Annotated in this window: 18 protein-coding genes and 1 tRNA gene; 11 read left to right on the top strand and 8 right to left on the bottom strand. The window is 64.4% G+C overall.

From position 1 onward, the window contains the following. The first annotated feature begins 161 nt into the window (after nucleotides 1-161). From ACF8ML_RS00985 to ACF8ML_RS00950, 8 genes are all read left to right on the top strand, one after another. Nucleotides 162-1,478: a nucleobase:cation symporter-2 family protein gene (locus ACF8ML_RS00985; RefSeq protein WP_374006056.1), complete on the top strand. Its 1,317-nt coding sequence runs from the start codon at nucleotides 162-164 to the stop codon at nucleotides 1,476-1,478. A 31-nt stretch (nucleotides 1,479-1,509) separates the two neighbouring features. Further along, on the top strand, nucleotides 1,510-1,878 hold the full coding sequence (gene arsC / locus ACF8ML_RS00980; RefSeq protein WP_392405919.1) for an arsenate reductase (glutaredoxin): 369 nt from the start codon (nucleotides 1,510-1,512) through the stop codon (nucleotides 1,876-1,878). Between the two features lie 95 nt (nucleotides 1,879-1,973). Then, nucleotides 1,974-3,527, top strand: coding sequence for a Do family serine endopeptidase (locus ACF8ML_RS00975; RefSeq protein WP_209671592.1), 1,554 nt, complete (start codon nucleotides 1,974-1,976; stop codon nucleotides 3,525-3,527). Nucleotides 3,528-3,837: 310 nt separating this feature from the next. After that, nucleotides 3,838-5,355 carry an ATP-binding cassette domain-containing protein gene (locus ACF8ML_RS00970; RefSeq protein WP_392405917.1) on the top strand — a complete coding sequence of 506 codons (1,518 nt, stop codon included), beginning with the start codon at nucleotides 3,838-3,840 and terminating at the stop codon, nucleotides 5,353-5,355. Nucleotides 5,356-5,390: 35 nt separating this feature from the next. Continuing rightward, a complete protein-coding gene (locus ACF8ML_RS00965; protein WP_012203525.1) occupies nucleotides 5,391-5,795 on the top strand; it encodes a hypothetical protein in 405 nt (134 codons plus the stop codon). A 197-nt stretch (nucleotides 5,796-5,992) separates the two neighbouring features. Beyond that, nucleotides 5,993-6,667, top strand: a complete 675-nt coding sequence (locus ACF8ML_RS00960; RefSeq protein WP_017405435.1) for a response regulator transcription factor — start codon at nucleotides 5,993-5,995, stop codon at nucleotides 6,665-6,667. Then, a complete protein-coding gene (locus ACF8ML_RS00955; protein ID WP_392405914.1) occupies nucleotides 6,664-8,115 on the top strand; it encodes an ATP-binding protein in 1,452 nt (483 codons plus the stop codon). Before ACF8ML_RS00960 ends, ACF8ML_RS00955 begins: the two co-directional genes overlap by 4 nt. A 168-nt stretch (nucleotides 8,116-8,283) precedes the next feature. Further along, on the top strand, nucleotides 8,284-9,315 hold the full coding sequence (locus ACF8ML_RS00950) for a diguanylate cyclase (protein ID WP_392405912.1): 1,032 nt from the start codon (nucleotides 8,284-8,286) through the stop codon (nucleotides 9,313-9,315). An 82-nt stretch (nucleotides 9,316-9,397) separates the two neighbouring features. Here ACF8ML_RS00950 and ACF8ML_RS00945 read toward each other — a convergent pair whose 3' ends face one another. After that, a complete protein-coding gene (locus tag ACF8ML_RS00945; protein WP_047326075.1) occupies nucleotides 9,398-11,005 on the bottom strand; it encodes a methyl-accepting chemotaxis protein in 1,608 nt (535 codons plus the stop codon). Between the two features lie 442 nt (nucleotides 11,006-11,447). Between ACF8ML_RS00945 and ACF8ML_RS00940 the strand changes: the two genes are divergently transcribed. Beyond that, the gene (locus tag ACF8ML_RS00940; RefSeq protein ID WP_074922795.1) at nucleotides 11,448-11,981 is read left to right on the top strand and encodes a DUF2939 domain-containing protein; all 534 of its coding nucleotides are present in this window, start codon (nucleotides 11,448-11,450) and stop codon (nucleotides 11,979-11,981) included. 32 nt (nucleotides 11,982-12,013) lie between these two features. Here ACF8ML_RS00940 and ACF8ML_RS00935 read toward each other — a convergent pair whose 3' ends face one another. Both ACF8ML_RS00935 and yfcF read right to left on the bottom strand, forming a co-directional pair. Further along, nucleotides 12,014-12,238, bottom strand: coding sequence for a hypothetical protein (locus tag ACF8ML_RS00935; protein WP_016453212.1), 225 nt, complete (start codon nucleotides 12,236-12,238; stop codon nucleotides 12,014-12,016). 21 nt (nucleotides 12,239-12,259) lie between these two features. Then, a complete protein-coding gene (gene yfcF, locus ACF8ML_RS00930) occupies nucleotides 12,260-12,883 on the bottom strand; it encodes a glutathione transferase (RefSeq protein ID WP_392405909.1) in 624 nt (207 codons plus the stop codon). Nucleotides 12,884-13,590: 707 nt separating this feature from the next. Between yfcF and ACF8ML_RS00925 the strand changes: the two genes are divergently transcribed. Continuing rightward, nucleotides 13,591-14,229 carry a hypothetical protein gene (locus tag ACF8ML_RS00925; protein WP_016453214.1) on the top strand — a complete coding sequence of 213 codons (639 nt, stop codon included), beginning with the start codon at nucleotides 13,591-13,593 and terminating at the stop codon, nucleotides 14,227-14,229. A gap of 407 nt (nucleotides 14,230-14,636) precedes the next feature. On the opposite strand, the gene ACF8ML_RS00920 is transcribed toward ACF8ML_RS00925, so the two are convergent. Further along, nucleotides 14,637-15,296, bottom strand: a complete 660-nt coding sequence (locus tag ACF8ML_RS00920; protein WP_392405907.1) for a hypothetical protein — start codon at nucleotides 15,294-15,296, stop codon at nucleotides 14,637-14,639. A 222-nt stretch (nucleotides 15,297-15,518) separates the two neighbouring features. On the opposite strand from ACF8ML_RS00920, the gene ACF8ML_RS00915 reads away from it, so the two are divergent. Continuing rightward, the gene (locus ACF8ML_RS00915) at nucleotides 15,519-15,971 is read left to right on the top strand and encodes a helix-turn-helix domain-containing protein (RefSeq protein WP_223275114.1); all 453 of its coding nucleotides are present in this window, start codon (nucleotides 15,519-15,521) and stop codon (nucleotides 15,969-15,971) included. Nucleotides 15,972-15,990: 19 nt separating this feature from the next. Here ACF8ML_RS00915 and ACF8ML_RS00910 read toward each other — a convergent pair whose 3' ends face one another. From ACF8ML_RS00910 to ACF8ML_RS00895, 4 genes are all read right to left on the bottom strand, one after another. Beyond that, the gene (locus ACF8ML_RS00910; RefSeq protein ID WP_016453216.1) at nucleotides 15,991-16,749 is read right to left on the bottom strand and encodes a DUF2182 domain-containing protein; all 759 of its coding nucleotides are present in this window, start codon (nucleotides 16,747-16,749) and stop codon (nucleotides 15,991-15,993) included. Nucleotides 16,750-16,758: 9 nt separating this feature from the next. Further along, nucleotides 16,759-18,240: a tyrosinase family protein gene (locus ACF8ML_RS00905; protein WP_392405904.1), complete on the bottom strand. Its 1,482-nt coding sequence runs from the start codon at nucleotides 18,238-18,240 to the stop codon at nucleotides 16,759-16,761. A 346-nt stretch (nucleotides 18,241-18,586) separates the two neighbouring features. Continuing rightward, nucleotides 18,587-20,656 carry an IPTL-CTERM sorting domain-containing protein gene (locus ACF8ML_RS00900; protein WP_392405902.1) on the bottom strand — a complete coding sequence of 690 codons (2,070 nt, stop codon included), beginning with the start codon at nucleotides 20,654-20,656 and terminating at the stop codon, nucleotides 18,587-18,589. Between the two features lie 599 nt (nucleotides 20,657-21,255). Then, a tRNA-Arg gene (locus ACF8ML_RS00895) sits at nucleotides 21,256-21,330 on the bottom strand. Nucleotides 21,331-21,391 lie beyond the last annotated feature (61 nt).

Raw genomic sequence — 21,391 nt, 5'->3', positions numbered from 1 at the left:
GCCGACCTGCCGTCCTGCGCCATTTCCCCGAAGCATCTCCAGGAGGCTCGAAGACCCGGACAGCACTTTCAGGACCCCCACCCTTTTCCGGCACCACTGCCCCGACATACATACAAGCGCCTCTGAAGAGGCCGACGGCCAGGACACAAGGAGACAAGACAATGGAACAACTGCTTTACAAGGTGGAAGACCGTCCGCCAATGCTCATCACCACGGTGCTTCTGTCGCTGCAGCACCTGCTGGCGGCGCTGGGCGGCATCATCGCCGTGCCCCTGGTCTTCGGCGGGGCGCTCAAGCTGCCGGCCGACCAGATCGTGGCGCTGGTGAATGCAGCGCTGCTGGGCTCGGGCGTGGTCACCATCGTCCAGTGCAGGGGGGTGGGGCCCTTGGGCATACGGCTGCCCTGCGTCATGGGCACCAGCTTCGCCTTCGTGGGCGCGGGCATCAGCGTGGGGCTGGAGCATGGCGTGGCCGGCATCCTGGGCTCCTCGCTGGTAGGGTCGCTGGTGATGATCGTGGGCAGCTACTTCATGCCCGTGATCCGCCGCTTCTTCCCGCACACCGTGACCAGCGTGGTCGTGACCATGATCGGCCTGTCGCTGACCCCCGTCGCCGTGGACTGGGCTGCGGGCGGCATGGGCCGCAGCGACTACGGCGCGATCGGCCACCTGGCCATCGCCGGCTTCGTGCTGGTGCTGGTGATCGGCTTCGTGCAGTGGGGCAGGGGCATCGTCTCTGCCTCGGCCGTGGTGCTGGGCATCGCCTGCGGCTATGTGCTGTGCCTGGCGCTGGGCCTGATCGACTTCACCCAGGTGAGCGAGGCCGCGGTCTTCGCCATCCCGCAGCCGCTGACCTTCGGCATGACGTTCCCGGTGGCCGGCATCGTCGCCATGTCCATCGCCTTTCTGGTGACCATCGTCGAGACCACGGGCACCTTCATGGCCCTGGGCGCGGCCACGCAGACGCGCATCGACGGCAAGCGCCTGTCCAGCGGCATGCTGTGCGACGGCGTGGGCTCGGCCTTTGCCGCCGTGATGTCCAGCCCTCCGCTGTCCACCTTCGCCCAGAACGTGGGCGTGGTCTCGCTGACCGGCGTGGCCAGCCGCCACGTGGTCATGCTGACGGGCGTCATGCTGCTGCTGGCAGGCCTCTTCCCTGTGCTGGGCGCACTGGTGGTGACGATTCCGCAGCCCGTGCTCGGCGGCGCGGGGCTGATGATGTTTGCCATGATCATTTCTGCCGGCATCCGCATGCTCAGCGGCGCCGAGCACTCGCGGCGCGCCAGCCTGATCATCGCGGTCTCGCTGGGCTGCGGCCTGGCGGTCACGGTGCGCCCGGACCTGCTGGCCCGCATGCCTGCCTTCGTGCGCGAAGTCTTCGGCTCGGGCATTACCGTCGGCGCCCTGGTCGCGGTGGGGCTGAACCTGCTGCTGCCCGGCCGCGAGGTCGATGCCCATCCCGAAGAAGCCGTGGCCTGAGGCGCATTTTCATGGGCCTACACTGCGGCCCATGAACACCACCGCCCCCCGCACCGACATCACCATCTACCACAACAACCGCTGCAGCAACTCGCGCGGCGCGCTGGCCCTGCTGCGCGACAACGGCATAGAGCCGACCATCGTCGACTACATCGCCCAGCCCCTGGACGCTGAGCAACTGCAGGCCCTGGTCCGGCAGCTGGGCATGCCCGTGCGCGAGCTGCTGCGCAGCAAGGAAGCCGTCTTCGCCGAGCTGGGCCTGGGCGATGCATTGGCCAGCGATGCGCAGTTGCTCGCCGCCATGGCCGAGCACCCGGTGCTGCTCAACCGCCCCATCGTCGTCACGCCCAAGGGCGCGGCGCTGTGCCGCCCGCCGGAGAAGGTGCTGGCGCTGATCTGAGATGCACGGCGAGGCTTCTAAGCCTCGCCTAAGTCTGCCCCTTCAGACTTCTCACCAACGCAGCAAGGAACGCTGCTTTTGAGGAAAGGTCTGCCATGAACAAGATTCTGTCGACTCCCCGCCGTCTGGTGCTGGCCCTGGTGGCCGCAGGTGCCATCGGCGCCCTGGGCGCCACAGGCGCCGGTCTGGTTGGTGTGGTGCATGGCGATGCGCGTGCCGCCACGTCGCTGTTTGCGCCTGCGGCACAGCCTGCTTCTGCCGCTTCTCCTGCTTCTCCCGCCGGCGCCGTGGCGGCGCCCAACTTTGCCGACATCACGGCGCGCAATGGCGCGGCCGTGGTCAACATCAGCGTGGTCGGCAGCTCGCGTGCCATGGGCGAGGACGGCGACGAGGCCGCAGCGCGCCAGGGGCAGCAGGGCGTGCCGGGCATGGACCCCAACGATCCGTTCTTTGAATTCTTCCGCCGCTTCGGCGTGCCCGGCATGCCGGGCATGGGCCAGGGCCAGCCCCAGCGCGACGTGCCCACGCGCGGCGAAGGCTCGGGCTTCATCGTCTCCAGCGACGGCCTGATCCTGACCAACGCCCACGTGGTGCGCGGCGCCAAGGAAGTGACCGTCAAGCTGACCGACCGGCGCGAGTTCAGCGCCAAGGTGCTGGGCGCCGATCCCAAGACCGACGTGGCCGTGCTGCGCATCGAGGCGAAGAACCTGCCCACGGTGTCGCTGGGCAAGACGGCCGATCTGCGCGTGGGCGACTGGGTGCTGGCCATCGGCTCGCCCTTCGGCTTCGAGAGCAGCGTGACGGCCGGCGTGGTCAGCGCCAAGGGCCGCACCCTGCCGGACGACAGCTTCGTGCCTTTCCTGCAGACCGACGTGGCCATCAACCCCGGCAACTCGGGCGGCCCGCTGTTCAATGCGCGCGGCGAGGTGGTGGGCATCAACAGCCAGATCTACTCGCGTTCGGGCGGCTACCAGGGCGTGTCCTTCGCCATTCCCATCGAGGTGGCCACGCGCGTGCAGCAGCAGATCGTGGCCACGGGCAAGGTGCAGCATGCGCGGCTGGGCGTGGCCGTGCAGGAGGTGAACCAGGCCTTTGCCGATTCCTTCAAGCTCGACCGTCCCGAAGGCGCCCTGGTGTCCAGCGTGGACAAGAACGGCCCTGCCGCCAAGGCGGGACTGGAGCCCGGCGACGTGGTGCGCAAGATCGATGGCCAGCCCATCGTGGGCTCGGGTGATCTGCCGGCCTTTGTGGGCCAGGCGCTGCCGGGCCAGAAGGTCATGCTGGAGATATGGCGCAACGGCGAGGCCCGCACGCTCAGCGCCGTGCTGGGCGATGCCAGCGACAAGGCTGCCAAGGTGGCCAAGGACAAGCCCGACGCCGGCAAGGGCAAGCTGGGCCTGGCCCTGCGCCCGCTGCAGCCCGAGGAAAAGCAGCAGATCGGCGTGAAGGACGGCCTGGTCGTTGCCGACGCCGCAGGCCCGGCGGCCGAGGCCGGCATTACGCAGGGCGATGTGCTGCTGTCCATCAATGGCTCGCCTGCCGGTGATATCGAGGCCGTGCGCGCCGCCATGGCCAAGGCCGGCAAGACCGTGGCCGTGCTGATTTGGCGCGATGGCAACAGGATATTTGTTCCCGTACGTCTCGGGTAAGCGAAAGGAGGTAAGGGACTGAAAGCACCTGCACACTGAATTGATCGCACAGCCCCGGCACGAATGTGCCGGGGCTTATTGCATGGGGAGTTCAACCGGCCAGTGGCTGGCGATTCCTGCATTCGTGCGGCAATGTGATGGTTGTATTCTGTGAATTCGCGTCCTTTTGCGTTAGCGGTGTTTCAAATTGTGACGATTTGAGATAGAGCGAATACGCTTAGACTGCCGGCCCATCCAGGCGGGCGTGCACCGTTCTGGTTTCAGGAAGAAGCGCCCGCAAGGGCCCATGGCAAAACAGGAAGGGCATGCTTTGAAGCAGGACTACAGCTTGCAGGCGGCGGGTTTGGGCGCATCGTTCGGCGCGCGCGTCATCCTGGCTGAGGTGGACTTCACGCTGCCCACCCACGGCATCACGGCCCTGCTGGGCCCCAGCGGCTCGGGCAAGTCCACGCTGCTGCGCACGCTGGCCGATCTCAATGCCGCCAATCCGCGCTTTCGTCGCTGGGGCAGCGTGCGCTACGCGGGCCAGGAATGGACCGGCGCCATGCAGGCGCCGCGCCTGGTGCAGCAGCAGGCCCGGCTGATGATGGCCAGCACCTTCGACGCCATCGTCGAGCTGGCCCGGCCCCGCCTCAAGCTCGTGCCGCATGCGCTGCGCGACTGGTGCCGCGTGCAGGTGCAGGCCTTCGGCTTTCCCGAGCTTGCGCTGATGTTCGACCAGCCGGCGCTGCAGCTGTCCCCCGTGCAGCAGCGTGCCGTGGCCATCCTGCGCGAAGCGCTGGCCGAGCCGGCCCTGCTGATGGTGGACGAGCCCACGGCAGAGCTTGAGGGCTACGAGGCCTTCGTGCTGCTGGAGCTGCTGCGCCAGGTGGCCCAGCGCACGGCCGTGCTGATGAGCACGCACCACCAGCAGCACGCACAGGCCGTGGCGCAGGACATGCTGCTGCTGGCCGGCGGCCGCATTGCCGAGGCGCAATCCATGGAAGCCTTCCAGCGTGCGCCGCTGTCGCTGGCGGGCCAGCAGTTCCTGCGCACCGGCAGCTGTGCCGTGGCCTCTCCCGATGCGCGGGCCGAAGACCTGGAGGAGGGCGTGCCCCTGCCTCCTCCGCTGCCTGCAGCGGCCGTGGCCGCGATCTCCGAATTCCTGTCGGACGCAGTGGCCGCCGAGCCTGCATCCGAACCCATGCCTGTACCTGCATCTGCGCCCGCGCCTGCACCTGAGCCCGTACCCGTGCCTGCGCCGGTACCCGCACCCGCACCGACACCCGCTGCCGCAGCCCGGCCGCGCGCCGTCAATCCCTCCGTGCTGGTGGACTGGCAGCCGCTGGTGGCCGACCCGCAGGCCGTGCCGGCCAGCCGTGGCCCCAGCGGCTTTGCCTGGCTGGTGCCGGGCCGGCTGGCGGGCGCGCCGCAACCGGGCGTGGTGCAGTCCATGGACTTCGACCTGAAGGCCCTGCGCGGCTGCGGCGTCACCGTGCTGATCACGCTGACCGAAAACGACCTGCCGCAGGAGCCGCTGCAGCGCCATGGCCTGCGCAACCTGCACCTGCCGGTGCGGGACCACGAATCACCGTCGGTGGCCCAGATCCAGATGCTGCTGGCGCGCATGTCGGCCATGCTGCGCGCGGGCGAGGTGCTGGCCGTGCACTGCCTGGCCGGCCTGGGCCGCACGGGCACGGTGCTGGCCGCATGGCTGGTGCGCGAGGGCCTCACCGCCGACGAGGCGCTGCGCCGCGTGCGCCTCATCGATGCCCAGTACGTGCAGTCCCAGGCCCAGGAGGACCTGCTGTATGCGTACGAAGTGGCACTGCTGCTGAAGATGGGCTGACCGATCACATCCATTCACAAAAAAGGAAAGCTGCAATGAGCCTGGATAACGTTTTGAGCGAGGTGGCCGGTTCGGTGCCCGAATGTCTGGCCATCGGCTATGTGGATGCCGCCTCCGGCATGCTGCTGGCCATCCGCACGGTGGACTCGCATCCGCGCGAAGTCATCGATCTCGTGGCCGCTGCCACGGCCGACCTGTTCAACGGCCCCAACGTCTCGATGATCGAGAGCCTGTTCAAGAAGTCGCGCGGCCTCAAGGACGACGGCCACCACTACTTCCAGGAACTCATCGTCAACAGCGACAACCTCATCCACGTCTTCCTGCGCGGCAAGCTCATGCCCGACTACGTGGCCGTCTTCGTCTGCCGGCGCACGGCCAACCTGGGCATGGCGCTGACCAAGGCCCGCATGGCCATGCCGAAGATTGAAGCGGCGGTGTGACCGCCGCTCACCCCCTGAGTCGCTGCGCGCCTTCCCCCTCTCTAATCGCTTCGCGAAGGAGGGGGACGACAGCCTCGCGGCGGGGCGGCGCGGCCGGCTTAGGCCCTTGCTCGCTGTCCCTGACGTTTGAGCGCGCCAGTTTCGGGCGGCATGTGCCTCAGAACTGAGCCAGCCGTCCAGGGAGCTATTCTTCTGCCATGCGCTTACTGCTTGTCGAAGATGACGCCATGATCGGCGAGGCCGTGCAGACCCTGCTGCGCGGCGAGGGCCATGCGGTGGACTGGGTCCGTGACGGCCTGCAGGCCGATGCGGCCCTGTGCCCCGGCCCGGGTGGCGGCCATGGCTATGACATGGTGCTGCTGGATCTGGGCCTGCCGGGGCAGGACGGTTTGCAGGTGCTGCGCCGCCTGCGCGGGCGCCGCGACCGCACGCCGGTGCTGGTGGCCACGGCGCGCGATGCCGTGCGCGACCGCATTGCCGGGCTGGATGCGGGGGCCGACGACTACGTGGTCAAACCCTATGACCTGGACGAGCTGCTCGCGCGGCTGCGTGCGCTGGCGCGCCGGGCGTCGGGCGCAATGGATCCGCTGTACGAGCGCGAAGGCGTGCGGCTCAATCCCGCCACGCGCGAGGCCAGTGTCGAGGGGCGCGACGTGGTGCTCTCCGGCCGCGAATGGGCGGTGCTGGAGACGCTGCTGGCGCGCCCGGGCAGCACGCTGTCGCGCCAGCAGATCGAGGACAAGCTCTACGGCTGGGGCGACGAGGTCAGCAGCAACGCCATCGAGGTCTACATCCACGGCCTGCGCAAGAAACTGGGCGCGGGGCTGATCCTCAATGTGCGCGGCGTGGGCTACATGGTGCCCAAGCCATGACGGCGCCTGCTTCCTCTGTCATCGCCCGGCTGCGCGGCCGCCTGCCCGGCGCACTGGGCACGCGGCTGCTCATGTTCCTGGGCGCGGCCATCGTGCTCACGGCGCTGCTGCAGGGCCTGCTGGCCTACCGCAACGCGCTGCTGCAGACCGACACCCTGTTCGACTACCAGATGCAGCAGACCGCCTTTGCGCTGCGCGCCGGCCTGCCGGTGGATGCGCGCGGCAGGCCCCAGGGCACGCCGCCCGAGGATGAGAACCACGAATTCATCGTCCAGGTCTGGACCAACGAGGGCCTGCGCATTTTCGAGTCCGCGCTGGGTGCGGCATTGCCGCAGATGGCCGTGCTGGGCTTTGCCGATGTGCCCGCGCGCGGCACCGTCTACCGCGTGTTCTCGCTGCAGACGCGCTCGCAGGTGATCCAGGTGGCGCAGGACATGCGCGTGCGCCGCACGCTGGCGCGCGATGCCGCCTGGCAAAGCCTGCTGCCCATCGCCTTGCTGGCGCCCGTGCTGGCGCTGGCCGTGTGGTGGGTGGTGCGCAGTTCGCTGGCGCCCGTGCAGCGCGTGCGCCGCGAGCTGGCCGCGCGCCGCCCGCAGGACCTGGCCCCCGTGCCTGCCGAGGGCCTGCCCGACGAGGTGCGGCCCCTGGTGGCCGAGCTCAACGCGCTGCTGCAGCGCGTGGGCCAGGCCTTCGAGGCGCAGCAGCACTTCGTGGCCGACGCCGCGCACGAGCTGCGCTCTCCGCTGGCCGCGCTCAAGCTGCAACTGGTGGCCTTGCAGCGCGCGCCCGATGCGGCCGCGCATGACGAGGCCGTGCAGCGTCTTTCGGCCGGCATAGACCGGGCCACACGGCTCGTCGAACAATTGTTGACATTGGCGCGGCAGGAAACCCAAGGCACGGTACAAGGCACGGCCCCAGGCCCGCAAGGCATGCAGGGGCAGCACGGCGCTGCCACGGCCGCACCTGCCGACGTGGACCTGCGCGAGGTGGTGGAGCAGGCCCTGGCGGACCAGGCCGTGGCGGCCCAGCAGCACGGCCTGGACATGGGCCTGAGCGAGTCCCCGCATCTGCGGCAGTCCTTTGCCGTGGCGGGCGACGCACAGGCTTTGCAGATGCTGGTGCGCAACCTGCTGGACAACGCCATCAAGTACGTTCCGCAAGGCGGCCGCGTCGATGTGGGCTGGCGCAGCGATGCCCAGAGCCGCGCGCTGGTGGTCGAGGACTCGGGCCCCGGCATTGCCGAAAGCGAGCGCGAACTGGTGCTGCGGCGCTTTGTGCGCGGGCCTTCAGCGGCTTCTGCGGGCCAGCAGGCGCAGGGCAGCGGACTGGGCCTGGCCATCGTGCAGACCATTGCCCAGCGGCATGGAGCACGCCTGCTGCTCGACCGCTCGCCCACGCTGGGCGGCCTGCGCGTGCAGGTGATATGGCCGCCTGTGTCGGCCTGCTGACAGCGGCGCGTGGCGCGCAGGCTTGTCGGCCTGCAGCGCGGCCGGGATGCTTCCCGCCTGCGTCTGGCCGGGTCACAATCCCCAAATTGGTGCCGGCCCGCCTGCCTTCCCATTCCCTCATCAGGCGCGCGGGCAGCCTGCTTCCGTCGTCATTTCGAGAGGTATTTCATGGAGTCCCTTGTCCAGCGCCTGTCCCAGTCCGTGACCCAGGCGCATTCTCTGGAAGAGTTGACGCGGCCCCTGCTGCAAATGCTCGAAGAGAGTACGCATCTGGAGTCCACCTATCTCACCACCATCAACGAAGAACAGGGCCAGCAGCGCGTGCTGTACGCGCGCAACGCGAGCGAGATGCAGATTCCCGAAGGCCTGGTCGTCCCCTGGGGCGACACGCTGTGCAAGCGCGCCCTGGACGAAGGCCGCATGTACACGCCCGATGTCGGTGCCTGCTGGGGCGACTCCGAGGCCGCGCGTGAACTGGGCATTCGCACCTACGCCAGCGCCCCGGTACGCTTTTCCGACGGCCAGCTCTACGGCACGCTGTGCGCGGCCAGCAAGACCTCCCAGGCGTTGAGCACCGAGGCCCAGGGCCTGCTGCGCCTGTTCGCCAACCTCATCGCCGAGCGCGTGGAGCGCGAGCAGCTCATCACCAGCCTGAGCAAGGCCAACCAGGAGCTGGCGGCACTGGTCTTGCTGGACCCGCTGACCGGCCTGCCCAACCGGCGCTGCCTCACCGACGAGCTGGGCCGGCTGATTGCGCGCTGCGCACGCAGCCAGGAATGCGTGGTGGTGGGCTTCATCGACCTGGACCGCTTCAAGAACGTGAACGACGAGCACGGCCACGAGGCCGGCGACGCACTGCTGCGCGCCATGGGAGAGCGCCTGTCCTCCCATCTGCGCAGCGCCGACATGCTGGCGCGCTTCGGCGGTGACGAGTTCGTGTTCATCGGCGTGGGCCCGCTGTTCGGCAGCGAGGCCGACGCCGTATCGCGCGACCTGCAGCAGCGCCTGTCGGAGGCCTCGGTCATGAAGGTCGAGTTGCCCGATGGCAAGACGCTGGACTACGGCGGCGCCAGCGTGGGCGTGGTCTGCCTGCGGCCGGACTCCATTGACGCCGACGACGCGCTGCAAAAGGCCGACGCGGCCATGTACCGCGTCAAGATGGCACGCAGCCGCGGCGCCAGGGGCACCGCGCTGCATTGAGCTGGCCCGGCGGCCAGGGCCTGTTGCCGCCTTGCTTGGCCTGTCTGGCTGCTTCTCGCGCGCGCTGTTTATTCTTTCCGTCTCAGCCTGCTGCCAGCATGGGCTGCCTGCGCTGCAGCTCCACGGCGGCATGCTGATGGCCGCTTGCCGCCTCCAGCTTGAAGGCGCCCACCGTGCGCACCAGGTCGCCGGCCTGGCCGCGCAGGCTGGAGGCCGCGGCGGCCATCTCCTCCACCAGCGCCGAGTTCTGCTGGGTGGCCTGGTCCATCTGCGTGACCGCCTGGCCGATCTGGGCCACGCCCGAGCTTTGCTCGGAACTGGCGGCGCTGATCTCGCCCATCAGATCCGTCACGCGGCGTATGGCGTCCACCACCTCGGCCATGGTCGTGCCGGCCTGGTCGGCCAGCGCGCTGCCGTTGTGCACGCGGCTGGTGCTGTCGGTGATGAGCTGCTTGATCTGCTTGGCGGCCTCGGCGCTGCGGCTGGCCAGGCCGCGCACCTCGGTGGCCACCACGGCAAAGCCCCGGCCCTGTTCGCCGGCGCGTGCCGCTTCCACGGCCGCGTTCAGCGCCAGGATGTTGGTCTGGAAGGCAATGCCATCGATCACGTTGATGATGTCGGCGATCTGCCGGCTCGATTCGCTGATGCCGCGCATGGTATCGACCACCTGCCGCACGACTTCGCCGCCCTGCTCGGCCACGGTGGAGGCGCCCAGGGCCAGCTGGTTGGCCATCTGCGCGTTGTCGGCGTTCTGGCGCACGGTGGAGCTGAGCTGCTCCATGGAGGCTGCCGTCTGCTGCAGCGCGCTGGCCTGGCTTTCGGTGCGCGAGGACAGGTCCTGGTTAGCCTGCGCGATCTGCCCGCTGGCCGCCGCCACGCTGACCGATCCCTGGTGCACCTGGCGCACCACGCCGCGCAGCCCCTCCTGCATGGTCTGCAGCGCGCGCAGCAGCATGGACACCTCGTCCTTGCCGCGCACATCGATGTGCCGCGTCAAATCGCCTGCCGCCACGGCATCGGCCGTATGGATGGCCTGTCGCAGCGACCGCGCCATGTTGCGGATGATGGACCAGCCCAGCAGCACTCCCAGCAGCACGCCCCCGATGATGGAGCCCACGGCCACCGCAAAAATCACCTGGTACAGCGATTGCGCGGCCTCGTATTCCTCCTTGGCGACGCGGGTCTGCAGCGCGGTCAGCTGCACGATCACATCACGCAGCGGCGCGTACAGCGCCTCGTCCTTGTCGATCAGCAGCTGCCGGGCCAGCTCCAGGTCACCGGACAGCAGCGCCTGCTGGGCCGGCTTCAGAAAGCCCTGCAGGAACAGCGCGCGCACGGCCTCGAAGCGGTCGGCCAGCTGCGCCTCTTCCTCTGTCATCCGGGTCTGGCGGAACGAGGCCCAGGCCTTGTTCACGTCGTTGATGTTGGTCTGTATCTCCTGCTGCTTTTGCTGCGTGTATTCGGGCAGGTGCACGGCAATGGCGCTCGAGACCGCATTGCGGTTGCGCAGCAGCAGGCGCTGCACTTCCAGCAGATCGCCCAGTGCGACCAGGCGCTCTTCATAGACCACCCTGAATCGGCGGTTGGACTCGCTGATTCCATAAAGCCCGAAAGCGCCGATCACGATCATGAGCAGTGAGAGAAAACCAATCAAGGCGGTCAGGCGAGTCGATAACTTGAAATTATTCATACTGCGTCCTTTGCATGCATTGCGGATGGTTGGTGGGTACTCGCGTTGTCAGGCCGCCCCGTGATGGCTCACATCTCTCGCAAAAAGAACTCGGTCGTGAAAATGAGATTTCATTCACGGTAAATGCCCGGTCTGCACAAAGGCTCACAGGCATCCGGAAACGGCGATGCTGGCTTGCCGATGGCCTGCGTGGCCAATGGCGATCCATGTTGTATTGGTTTGTAAACTATTTGTTACAAACTATAATATGAATCGGATGGAGCAGGCAATACCAGCTTTTCAGGTATTCGCCCTGGCCTGATAGGGGTTCTCTGCCCATTGCTGCGGCAGGAAGAGGCGGCCTGTGCCCGGGGCCGTCCCTGGCCGGCGCCGCGCGCCGGACGGGCCCGCCTAGAATCCGCGTTTGCGCGTGGCCGCTGGCACGCTTTCACGAAAGAGATCCATGAAACCCAAAACACTGGCCGGTGCGCTGGCCGCCCTCTGCGTGGCTGCGGCCGGCCTGCTCTATGCATCGCCCTATATCGCCCTGCACCAGATCGGCAAGGCCGTGGAGCGTCGCGACGCCCAGGCCCTGTCCGGCTACGTGGACTTCCCTGCGCTGCGCGAAAGCATCAAGGGCCAGATGATGGCCAGGCTGCAATCCCAGATGGGCGGCTCGGGCGACAGAGCCTCCAACCCCCTGGCCGGCTTTGGCCAGCAACTGGCCCAGGGCCTGGTCAGCCAGTTCACCGAGGCGCTGGTCTCGCCCGACGGCGTCATGCTCATGCTGGAAAAAGGCAAGCCCGGCAAACCCACGGACGTGGCCGCCGCAGGCGTGGGCGTGGACACCCAGGGCGGGCCGCCGCGCAAGGACTACTCCGTGGAGTACCAGGGCTGGTCCAAGGTCTTCGTGCACCCGCGCGGCGAGCCGGGCGGCTTCATTTTCAGGCGGGAAGGCCTGATGGGATGGAAGCTGGTGGCCGTGAAGATGGATTGAGGGGCGCGGGCAGGCGCCAGCACCCTGGCGCCTCAGCCTTGATGCAGCACCTTCATCACATGGCGCTTGCCCAGTCGCAGCGCGCGGGCATCGGCCTCTGGCTGCGTGTCGCAGGGCTGGTCATCTGTGATGGCCTCCAGGGCCTTGCCGCTGGCCACCTCCAGCAAGGTGGCGCGCGGCAGCCAGGCGCCTGGCGAGGCATCGCTGGGAAGTGACGCGGGCGTGATCCGCACGCCCATGTAGAGAAGGCTGTCCATGGCCTGCCGTATCCGTTCGGATCAGCCTGCCAGGGGCGGGCGGGGCAGGGCCAGCCACTGCTGGACGGCGGGGTGCTGCCACTGCCGGCGCGCATAGGCGGCCAGCGGCGCGGGCACGGCATCGCCGTTGAGCACCAGGCGATTGAGCATCAGCGCCAGATCCACATCGGCAATCGACCATGGGCCGGCGATGTGGTCATCTTCCGCGCGGATGAAGGCACCGGCCACCGAAAACAGCTTGCGCGCCGCCGCCTGACCCGCATCCGACAGCGGCGTGGGCGTGGGGCGGTAGAACACCACCTCGGTGCTGCGCTCCGAGCGCAAGGCCATCAGATCGCTGCGTAGCCAGGCCTGGACCTGGCGCACACGGGCGCGCGCCTGCGCATCCTCGGGATAGAGCCGGGCGCCGCCAAAGCGCTCTTGCAGATACTCGGAAATCGCCGACGACTCCGACAGGCTGAAATCGCCATCCACCAGCGTAGGCACCCGTGCCGTCAGTGACGCGGCCACATAGTCCGCCCCGGTGTTCTGTCCCGCCGAAAGGTCCAGCGTGCGCAGCTCGAAGTCAATCCCCTTGACCTTCAGCGACACGAACACGGACAGGGCATAGGGAGAGGTGAATTGCGAATCGGCGTACAGCAGCATGAGGGCCTTTCAGGGGGACTGCATCGGTGATTGGGGCACTGATGGTAGCTGAGCACTCGGGGCCTATGGCCCGAGTAGGCAGTCTGCCTCACCTTGTGACTCCGATTGTCCAAGTCAGCCTCGCCGACTGGCCCACGCCATGAACTTTGCCAACCGGTGGGCACTGTACATGGATCGGCAGCATCGGTCAGAAGGTTAAGGGTCCTCTGCACAGATCAAAAACGATCTGCTACGCACCATTCATCACAACACTGTCCAGACAGCCAGTCGCCTGTAAGTCGTTGCGATTGCAACGATAGATAGTTCATGCCTGAAGTTGGCTGTCACAGAAAAAGTCGATTTTTGCAGAGGATTCCTAAGAAAATTCTTAAACTATCGATAGCCTGTTTGCACGCATTTATTGCATCTATAGAATTTCCCTATAACATTGGGCCAGCCCCTAAAAATCAGTAGCCGTACGCTGACTCCAGCTGCGCCGGTCCGCTCTTGGCGGATGGTCACGCCAGAACAATGCCGCCCACCTTTGGAGTTGGGTTTTTGGTGCTTTTGATTATCCAGTTCTCAGCTTTTCCCAAGCTGGAGTTTTAGAATTCAATTGATTGGACCATGTTCCCTCTCGAAGGCTGCTTGGCGCAAGTTGAGCAACTCGCCTGTATTAAATCAATAGGCGATATTTCTATGGCTCTTAATCTTTCTGGGGGAGAATTATGAAAAGTTTACTTGTTTTTTTCTTTGTAATATTGAGTGCGATTTTTCCTGATACCGTCCTGGCGAATGAAGAGGTCGTGCAGGTAAAAATATCCACTCATTTCAAGGGTGAGGTGGTTAAAAGGAGTGCCGTCGTGGGTTTGGGTGATTCAATAAAGCTCACATCCAGTCAAGAAGGAATGATTGTTGCTATAGAATATGTGATAAAAAATATTCAAGTGAATAATTTGAAGAAATATAGCTTATCTGCGACTTTATACTCTGGTGTAGAGGGTGGTGAAACTTGGTTGTCCAAGCGCGATATTTTTGCAGTTGTGGAAAAATCAGTTCCTGCCTTTTTCAGACTTGACGAAGCATCTGACGAGATGCAGGTGGAGGTAACCATAGCTGACATCCAGGACGAAGAGGGATACTTGAAAAATATGCCTAGAAAAACCTGCGATTTGAGCTTGGAAAGTCCTATTGTCCTGAAATCTCAGAGTGCATCAGGAACGTATGGCTGCTGCGATATTCGTTGCCAATCTCTTAATGGAACCTGTTGTGGCGCAATTATGTGCTGTCTCAGGGATCCCGATAGCTATCCAGTTTGGCAAAATGATATTGCGCATGATTGCTGCTGTTATCCACCTCAATATTAAGCAAAGATAGCATAAGGAACTCATTTACCGTCCAGCACGAGCGCCCCGAACCAACCCTCGCCGCCCGCCTGTACCAAGAGTTCCAGCGCTTGAACTTCACCGAATGGCCCACAAAGCCGGCCAGGACCAACGGACCCTGAAGCAGTCCGAGTCCGGCGACCTTGTCCCTGACGCCACGGCGTTGCAGCAACTGCACCTTGCTGGAGTCGATATTGGCTAGGTGCTGTTGTCTCTGCGCTCCGCCACGCCCGACGCCGATGTGCAGACGCGGCTTGCGCGTGGCGAGGCCTTTGTGGGTCGGTGTGGCGTGGCAGGCCTCGCAGGCGCAGGACACGCGGCTGGGCGAAGTGCGCGAGGCCGTGCTGCGGCTGGAGAACGTGGTCGTTCAGGGCTGATCCGCACCCGGTTCACCCCGGGCGGCCCATGCCGCCTTCAAAGACATCGCGCACGTCACGAAAGGTCTGTGAACCCCATTCATCACGGTGCTCGCCATGCAGGGCGGCCGCCACGTAAACGATCTCCGACAACTGCGAGATGCGTGCCGCCATGCCGTGCGCCACGATATGGCTCTCCGTGTTCTGGTAGTCGCCCATTTGCATCAGCACCTGCGCCAACTGCTGGACCTCGTAGTTGGCCTCGCGGGCCAGTTCGCGCCACTGCGATGGCGTTGCACCGGTGTCCAGCCTCGCTTGCAATTCGTACAGCGTGGTGCGCGGAAACACGATCCCGTCCACCGGCGTCTCTGATATCTGAGCCAGCGCCTGGGCCGCTACTGCCAGCAGGCGGGTGCGTGGGCCTGACTCCGCATCGCCGGGCACCAGCCGCGCCGAATTGATGCAGGCGGCCACGTCAAACGCCGTGTTCTGCAGATCGCACGTCGAGCCGGGCTGCGCCGCGTGGCGTGCCACATCGCTGGCGATGCGCAGCAGGCGGTCGGACTCCCCGCTGTGCCGGTGCTTCTCGTCGGTCATCGCGGCCTGCGTGAGTGCTTCAGCGGCCTGCAGGAACAGCGCGCGGTCCGCCTTGGCGAGTTTCTTGCGCGATGGTTTTGCGGCGGCATGCTTCATGGACCTCCTTCGAGCAACGTACAGGCGCAGCAAAGGAGCCGCCTGAGGGGTCAGGTAGTATTTGGCGCTTGTAGTGACAACGCTCCATAGGCTATCAAACGAAAATTTGATCGTCAATAGTTTATATAAAAAATGTTTGATTTCTCTGCGCGCCTGACGGAGGAAAGAAATAGGCTGGGCCTGAGCCAAGAGGCGTTTGGCGCTATCGCGGGAGTGTCAAAGATGTCCCAACTCAACTATGAGAAGGGCGTCAGAAAGCCTGATGCGGGTTACCTCATGGCTGTCGCCGAGCAGGGAGTGGACGTCGCCTACCTGCTGACAGGTCAACGTTTGTTTGACCCGAACGCCATCCAGCATGAGCGCCCCGAACCCACCCTCGCGGCCCGCCTGCAGCAGGAGCGCCAGCGCCTGAACCTCAGCGAAGCCGAACTCGCCCGCAAGGCCGGCCAAGCCAAACAGGTCCTGCAGCAATTCGAGTCCGGCGCCCTCGTTCCCGACGCCACGGCGCTGCAGCAATTGCACCTTGCCGGCGTCGATATCGGCTACGTGCTGCTGTCCCTGCGCTCCCATGCGCCCGACGCCGATGTACAGGCACTGCTGGCGCATTACGGCAAGGCGACGGACGCCGGGCGTGCGCTGGTGCGAGGGGTGGCGGAGCTGGCCGGGCGGGGGTGAGGCTCACCCTCCACAAGGTTCAGTGTCTTGTCGCCCGGCCCAGCGACGTGCGCGGCTTGCCGTGCAGAAGGCGCCGCAGGACATAGGGCAGGCGCCAGGCGGGCCGCAGCGATGGGCCTGTGCGCTCCACAAAGAGCAAAACGGCAGCAACAGCCATGGCCGGCAGGTGCCAGGCCGCGGGAAAGGCGAAGGGCGCCAGCATCCACGGCCAGCATGCCGTGGCGCATGCCACGCCGGTTCGCAGTCCGTGCTGCAGGCTGTCCCGGTTGGCCGTGGGGCCGCTGGCGGCCACGGGGTACAGCCTGTGGCAGGCATTGTGGGCGCGTGTTCCTGCGGGCGATGAACTCCACAGGACCGCCACGGCAATGCAGGCAAGAATGAGCGCGGGATGCGCTGCTGCGTGCAAGAGGGCGGCAAGCGGCACCATGACCAGCCCGGCTGCCATCCACACCAGCGCATAGCCCGCAAGCAGCAGGCCCGCCGCCGGCAGGCGCCGGCGGGCCACGCTCGATCGCATGGCGTGGCGCACCTGCCGCAGTGCCAGCAGCGGCATCATGGCCAGGACCATGGCCAGCCATGCCACACCGAGGATGCCGAGCGTGTGCCCGTCCAGCACCAGCGGCGACAGGTCGGCCAGCGTGACCGAGGACAGCGAGCCGCACAGCGACAGGCCGGGCGTGGCAGGCGGGCTGATGGCCAGGCTGATGAAGCCTGCCCCCGACACGGCCATCAGTGCTGGCGCGGGAGCGGTCCGCAGGTCTCTCAGCAGCGCGTCCATACACGAGCCTTAGCGGGTGGCGTCCTGTGCGACCACGCTCACGCGGTCCACGGTGATTTCGCGCCCGGGATCGGCTTCGGGCTGTTCGATGGCCACGTTCAACTGGTCCAGACTGCCGCCTGCGTCCAGGATGGCCTGCGTGGCATCGGTGATGTCGATGGTGGCACCCAGTCCGTTGCCTCCATGCGGTCCGTCGCTGGCCGAGGCCTTGGCCAATCCGAACAGGGCGACGGTGTCGGCATGCCGTGCCGCCGCTCCGGGCGAGCCGATGGAGACCGTCAGCACGCCGCTGGGCGCATTGCCGCGAATGCCTTCCAGGTGAAGAAAGTAGCGCTGTGGCCGCGGCAGCGCGGCGCCTGCCTGCAGCAACTCGACCTTTGCGGCACCGGGGTCCGCGATCGATACGGTGGTCAGCCGCGGCGTGCGGCCCACGATGACCCGCTCCGCATTGGAGCCCAGTACACGCGGCGCGGGCGGCGGGACCGTCGAGAATTCTGCGGGCATGTCGATCTCCTGCGGTGTGAGGCCTGCCGTGCTGGCCGTGAGCGTGGTGGCGCCCGTGCCGCTGGTCAGATTGTCATAGTCAGGGGCCAGCGCACCGCCCGGCAGGGTTTCACCCGGATCATAGGAGGCCAGCTTTCCTTCGGTGTCCGGCATGACGAAGCCGCGGCCGGCAGGGCCGTTGCTCCAGGCGGCGCTGTTGTCCTGGATGTTGCCGGGCTGGGTCAGCCAGGCTGCCCAAAGCCGGTCCACATTGCAATGGTGCACCCAGAAAATCGGGTCCAGGGCGGCATAGTCGGGGTCTGACATGAATCCATAGGGCTCCTGCAGTCCGCCGACCATGATGTGAACCAGATTGTGCGGATTGGATTCAATGGCGCCAGTGTCGCTGCCGTCATGGGAAAAGGCGGTGATGCCACCGCCGTATTCCAAGGTGCCGGGAGCGCTGGTGAAGCGGTGGTAGTCCTGGCAACCCAGCGTGATATCACGGGGAATGTCAGGCGTTGGTCCCAGGCGCTTTGACCCATTGCGCCTGGCCTTGGCCAGGAAATTGGGAGAAGCATCCGGCAATTTCTCTTCCAGGAAAGCCTGGGGTATGTTGCGTGCGGCCTGATTGCTGGAATTCAGGTAGTTCCAATAGGGAAGCGCCCAGTCGGCAGGGCCACCAAGCTCCTTGACGGTCTTCGCCACAATGGCTTCGAATGCGGCGAGATAGCCGCGATGCCAGGGAAGAAAGTACCAGGTGCCATGCTGGCATTGGTCCCACATCTCCTCGGTTTCGGAGGTGGGTGGCAAAGGGTCCTTGGCCGAAAGCACGCCGGCACTGATCCAGCCGCTCTTGTTGATGCCATGAATGGCGGCAAGATATCTCCAGCTGGTCCTGTCCGTAATGGGAAGGGAGTAAAGGTGCCCCACGGCTTTGGAATACCAGATCAGCGTTTCATTCCAGACAGTTCCACCTTGATTGACATCACGACGAATTCCAGTCATTGCGTTCTCCTCCATGAAAGTTGGAGACTGGAGTGTATGAAGGCGTATTTTATTTTGCAAGGAATTGTTTTGTTTTATTGTGTCGGGTAGGGCATTTCAATTGATATTGAGATCGCATTCACACTGCGATCATCTCAATGGGATTGAATTGAGGATTTCCAGTATTGACCCATGGTAGGCATTGAGTCAGCTGACGGTGACGATTTTTTGTGTTGGAGCCGGGTTCTGGGTTCTTGCCATGGAGCTATCAAGGAAATGCATTGAGGGACGGCAGAGAGCGGTAAGCCCGGTTGTTTGCTTCGCGGCCGGTGAAATGAAAAAAGCCACCCGAAGGTGGCTTTTGTTTTCAGCCCTGGCGGCGGCGCATTCTTGCGATGCCGAACATGGCCAGGAGGGACGACAGCGCGATGATGCCCCATTCAGACAGGGTGGGAATCGCCGCAGTGCTGGCGGGTGCTGCCAGCACTGCAAAGCCTCCCGGATCCTGGATGGATTGGTTGGCTATGCCGTCGTTGTCGCCGAGCCCGCCGTCGGTCAACGTCAACGTGGCGCTCAGCCGGTCCGATGCCAGCACAGCGCGGTTGGCAGGCAGTTGGTACCAGTGTGGTTGAGCACATGCTGCGCCTTGGCAGTTGAAACCATCAGGGCTGGGGCCGTACTTCATGTATACCGCGCCTGCAGGCACCGGTGTGCTGAAGTTCAGGGTGACGGTTGCATCGCTGCCCAGGTTGCCGCTGCTGAGATTCAGCGAGAGCAGTCCAGAGGGGAAAGTCACGCCTTGCGGAGCGGTCGCGGGTGGCGTGGTGCTGAAGCTGGCGTTGCTCACCTGCCAACCGTTGGCTGTCTGCAGTGCGACCATTGCCTTGCTGCCTCCAGCGGTGGACCAGGGGGCTTCGCAGCTGTTGGCGCTGCCGCCGTTCAAGCCCTGGCACTGCCAGGTGTATTTGCCACTGGCGCTGGAGATCGCCGTAGCCGTGCCCGCGCTGCACAGGCCCGCTGCAGGGGCCAGTGCCGTGGCTTGGCCCGCCGCCGTGCCACAAGCGCCAGCGACTGGCACCTGTACATCAACGTTGTGCACGGTTCCTGTCGCGAAGCCCCCTGCAATGGGCTTGGCTGCTGCGGTGCTCTCGATGCCGGTGCCGCTGCTGTTGAGGTCCAGGCGCAGGCTGCCCGTGCCGCTGATGGCAGTGACGGGTACAGTCCATGTGATGCCGTTGTCGGCACTGGATGGCGTGCCCATCGTGCCGGTGGCGGTGCCTGTAGTGGTCAGCGCGAAATCGGTGCCATCCACTCCGTTGACCGCTTCGCTGAAGGTCACTGCGAAATTGATGCTTGTGGCGCTGGCTGATGGTGTGCCCTGCGGGGCAATCGATGCCACCGAGGGTCCACCCGGCGTGGCACTGGCGACGACGTTGCCGAGGAAGTCACCCCAGATCCAGGAAGAAGAGGCGCCGGCTGCGGCAGATATCGTCTTGGTTTCCGTATCGGTGGCGACATCAATGACATGGACTGTGCCATTCGATGTAATGGCATACAACGCCGCATCGTTTGCCGAGATACCAAGCCCTGTAATGGTAGATGCTGGACCGTTCAGTGTGATCGAGGTTTGCGTTGAGGTGTTAGCAGTGTCAACAATGTGGAGTACATTATTTCCTCCTCCGACATACAGCTTGCTGCCATTTTTGCGTACTGCGACTTTACTAGCGGCTCCTTGAAGTCCAGTTATTGGTATCTGAGTAACCGAATTATCCGATAAGTTAAGCAGATAAACAATTGGGGCTGAATTGTTGGAAGCGTAAAGCTTTCCGCTGCCTGTGGGGTCATAAGCTAACCCATAACCATTAGTGGTGGTATTTGGGAACGTGGACAACGTGTTAGTTGCTGTGTCCAGTTTTTGGATTACCCCAGAATCGCACCGTACGTAAAGCGATGCGCCATCAGCGCTTAGTGCAGAGGCGATGGTCCGGCATCCGGTACTTAGGCTGTTCGTTATCTGTTTTGTGGTGGCGTCAATGACATGCAGCTTTTGACCGGAGTGGTCACTGACATAAGCTATTGCGCCATTTAAAGAAAAAGTTATGGCTACAGAGCCTCCAGTACCATTGATTACTGTCTTCAGTGTGTTGTTTGTCGTGTCAATGACGCCTAGTTTGTTGTTTGATAGATATTGCCCGAACCATGACTCATTGCTGGCGCCTGGTCGCAATGCAAGAGTGTAGATGTAATCATTTAACGTTGCGTCCATGCTTGCTGGACTTAATGTGGTGGAAAGTTCGCCAGTCGCGGTATTGATGACCGAAATTGTTCTGCTGTTTGAATTGGGAATATAGGCGTAATCGGCGGCGCTTACGGCACAGGCAATGAGTGAGAGCGAAGCGGCGGCGAGGACGTGCTGCAAAGAACGGCGCTGAATCATGTGTGGACACCTTTGAGGAAAACCCCTGAAAGCTTGCAATGCACGCCTTGAGGATTGGGGAGGCTGGAAAGAAGACTTGCTTAGACCGGAGGTTTGGGCCTTGGTCTCATAGTGAGACTTTTGCTACAAATTAGAACAAAAAGAAACATTCTGAATCTGAGCAAGTCTGAGCAGATCGCGTTACCAGGCGCGTCATCAGAGGGTGCTGGGGTAGGAGAGAGTCCCCCCAGTTGTTGTGTTTTTGCTGCAGGTGCAGGGTCCTGCGGCCATTGAGTCTCCATGCTGCGGCAGTCGGGCAAAGGCTCCATCCAATTCATGCCAAACCGCAAGCGACTCAGTCCGCGTGCTTGATGGGTGCGCCGAGGCTGCAGCAGCTCGTCAGCCTGTGCTATCGGTTCCGTACATAGGACTGGCTCTGGACGATCGCCCCGAACGGGAGCGGGGCGAATCGCGATCTATGACGGTGTGCGATGCAAAAAAGCCCCTCAACACCCTATCCGGTGTCGAGGGGCTCTTGTCGTTTCTGCACTGTTCATGTCCCCGGTATGTCACCAGACCATTTACAGTGCGCGCAAATGATTAATGCAAAAACCATCTGATGGTCCCTCCGACAGGAATCGAACCTGTATCTGGCGCTTAGGAGGCGCCCGTTCTATCCATTGAACTACGGAGAGGAGCAAACGGCGATTGTAAACCCATGGCAGGCCCGCCCCGCGCAGCGCCGGCAGGGCGGCT

Origin of the sequence: Delftia sp. WSY_10, from assembly GCF_043104705.1 — a bacterium.
Classification (GTDB): domain Bacteria; phylum Pseudomonadota; class Gammaproteobacteria; order Burkholderiales; family Burkholderiaceae_C; genus Comamonas; species Comamonas tsuruhatensis.
This window is presented reverse-complemented; position numbering and strand designations above follow the sequence as displayed.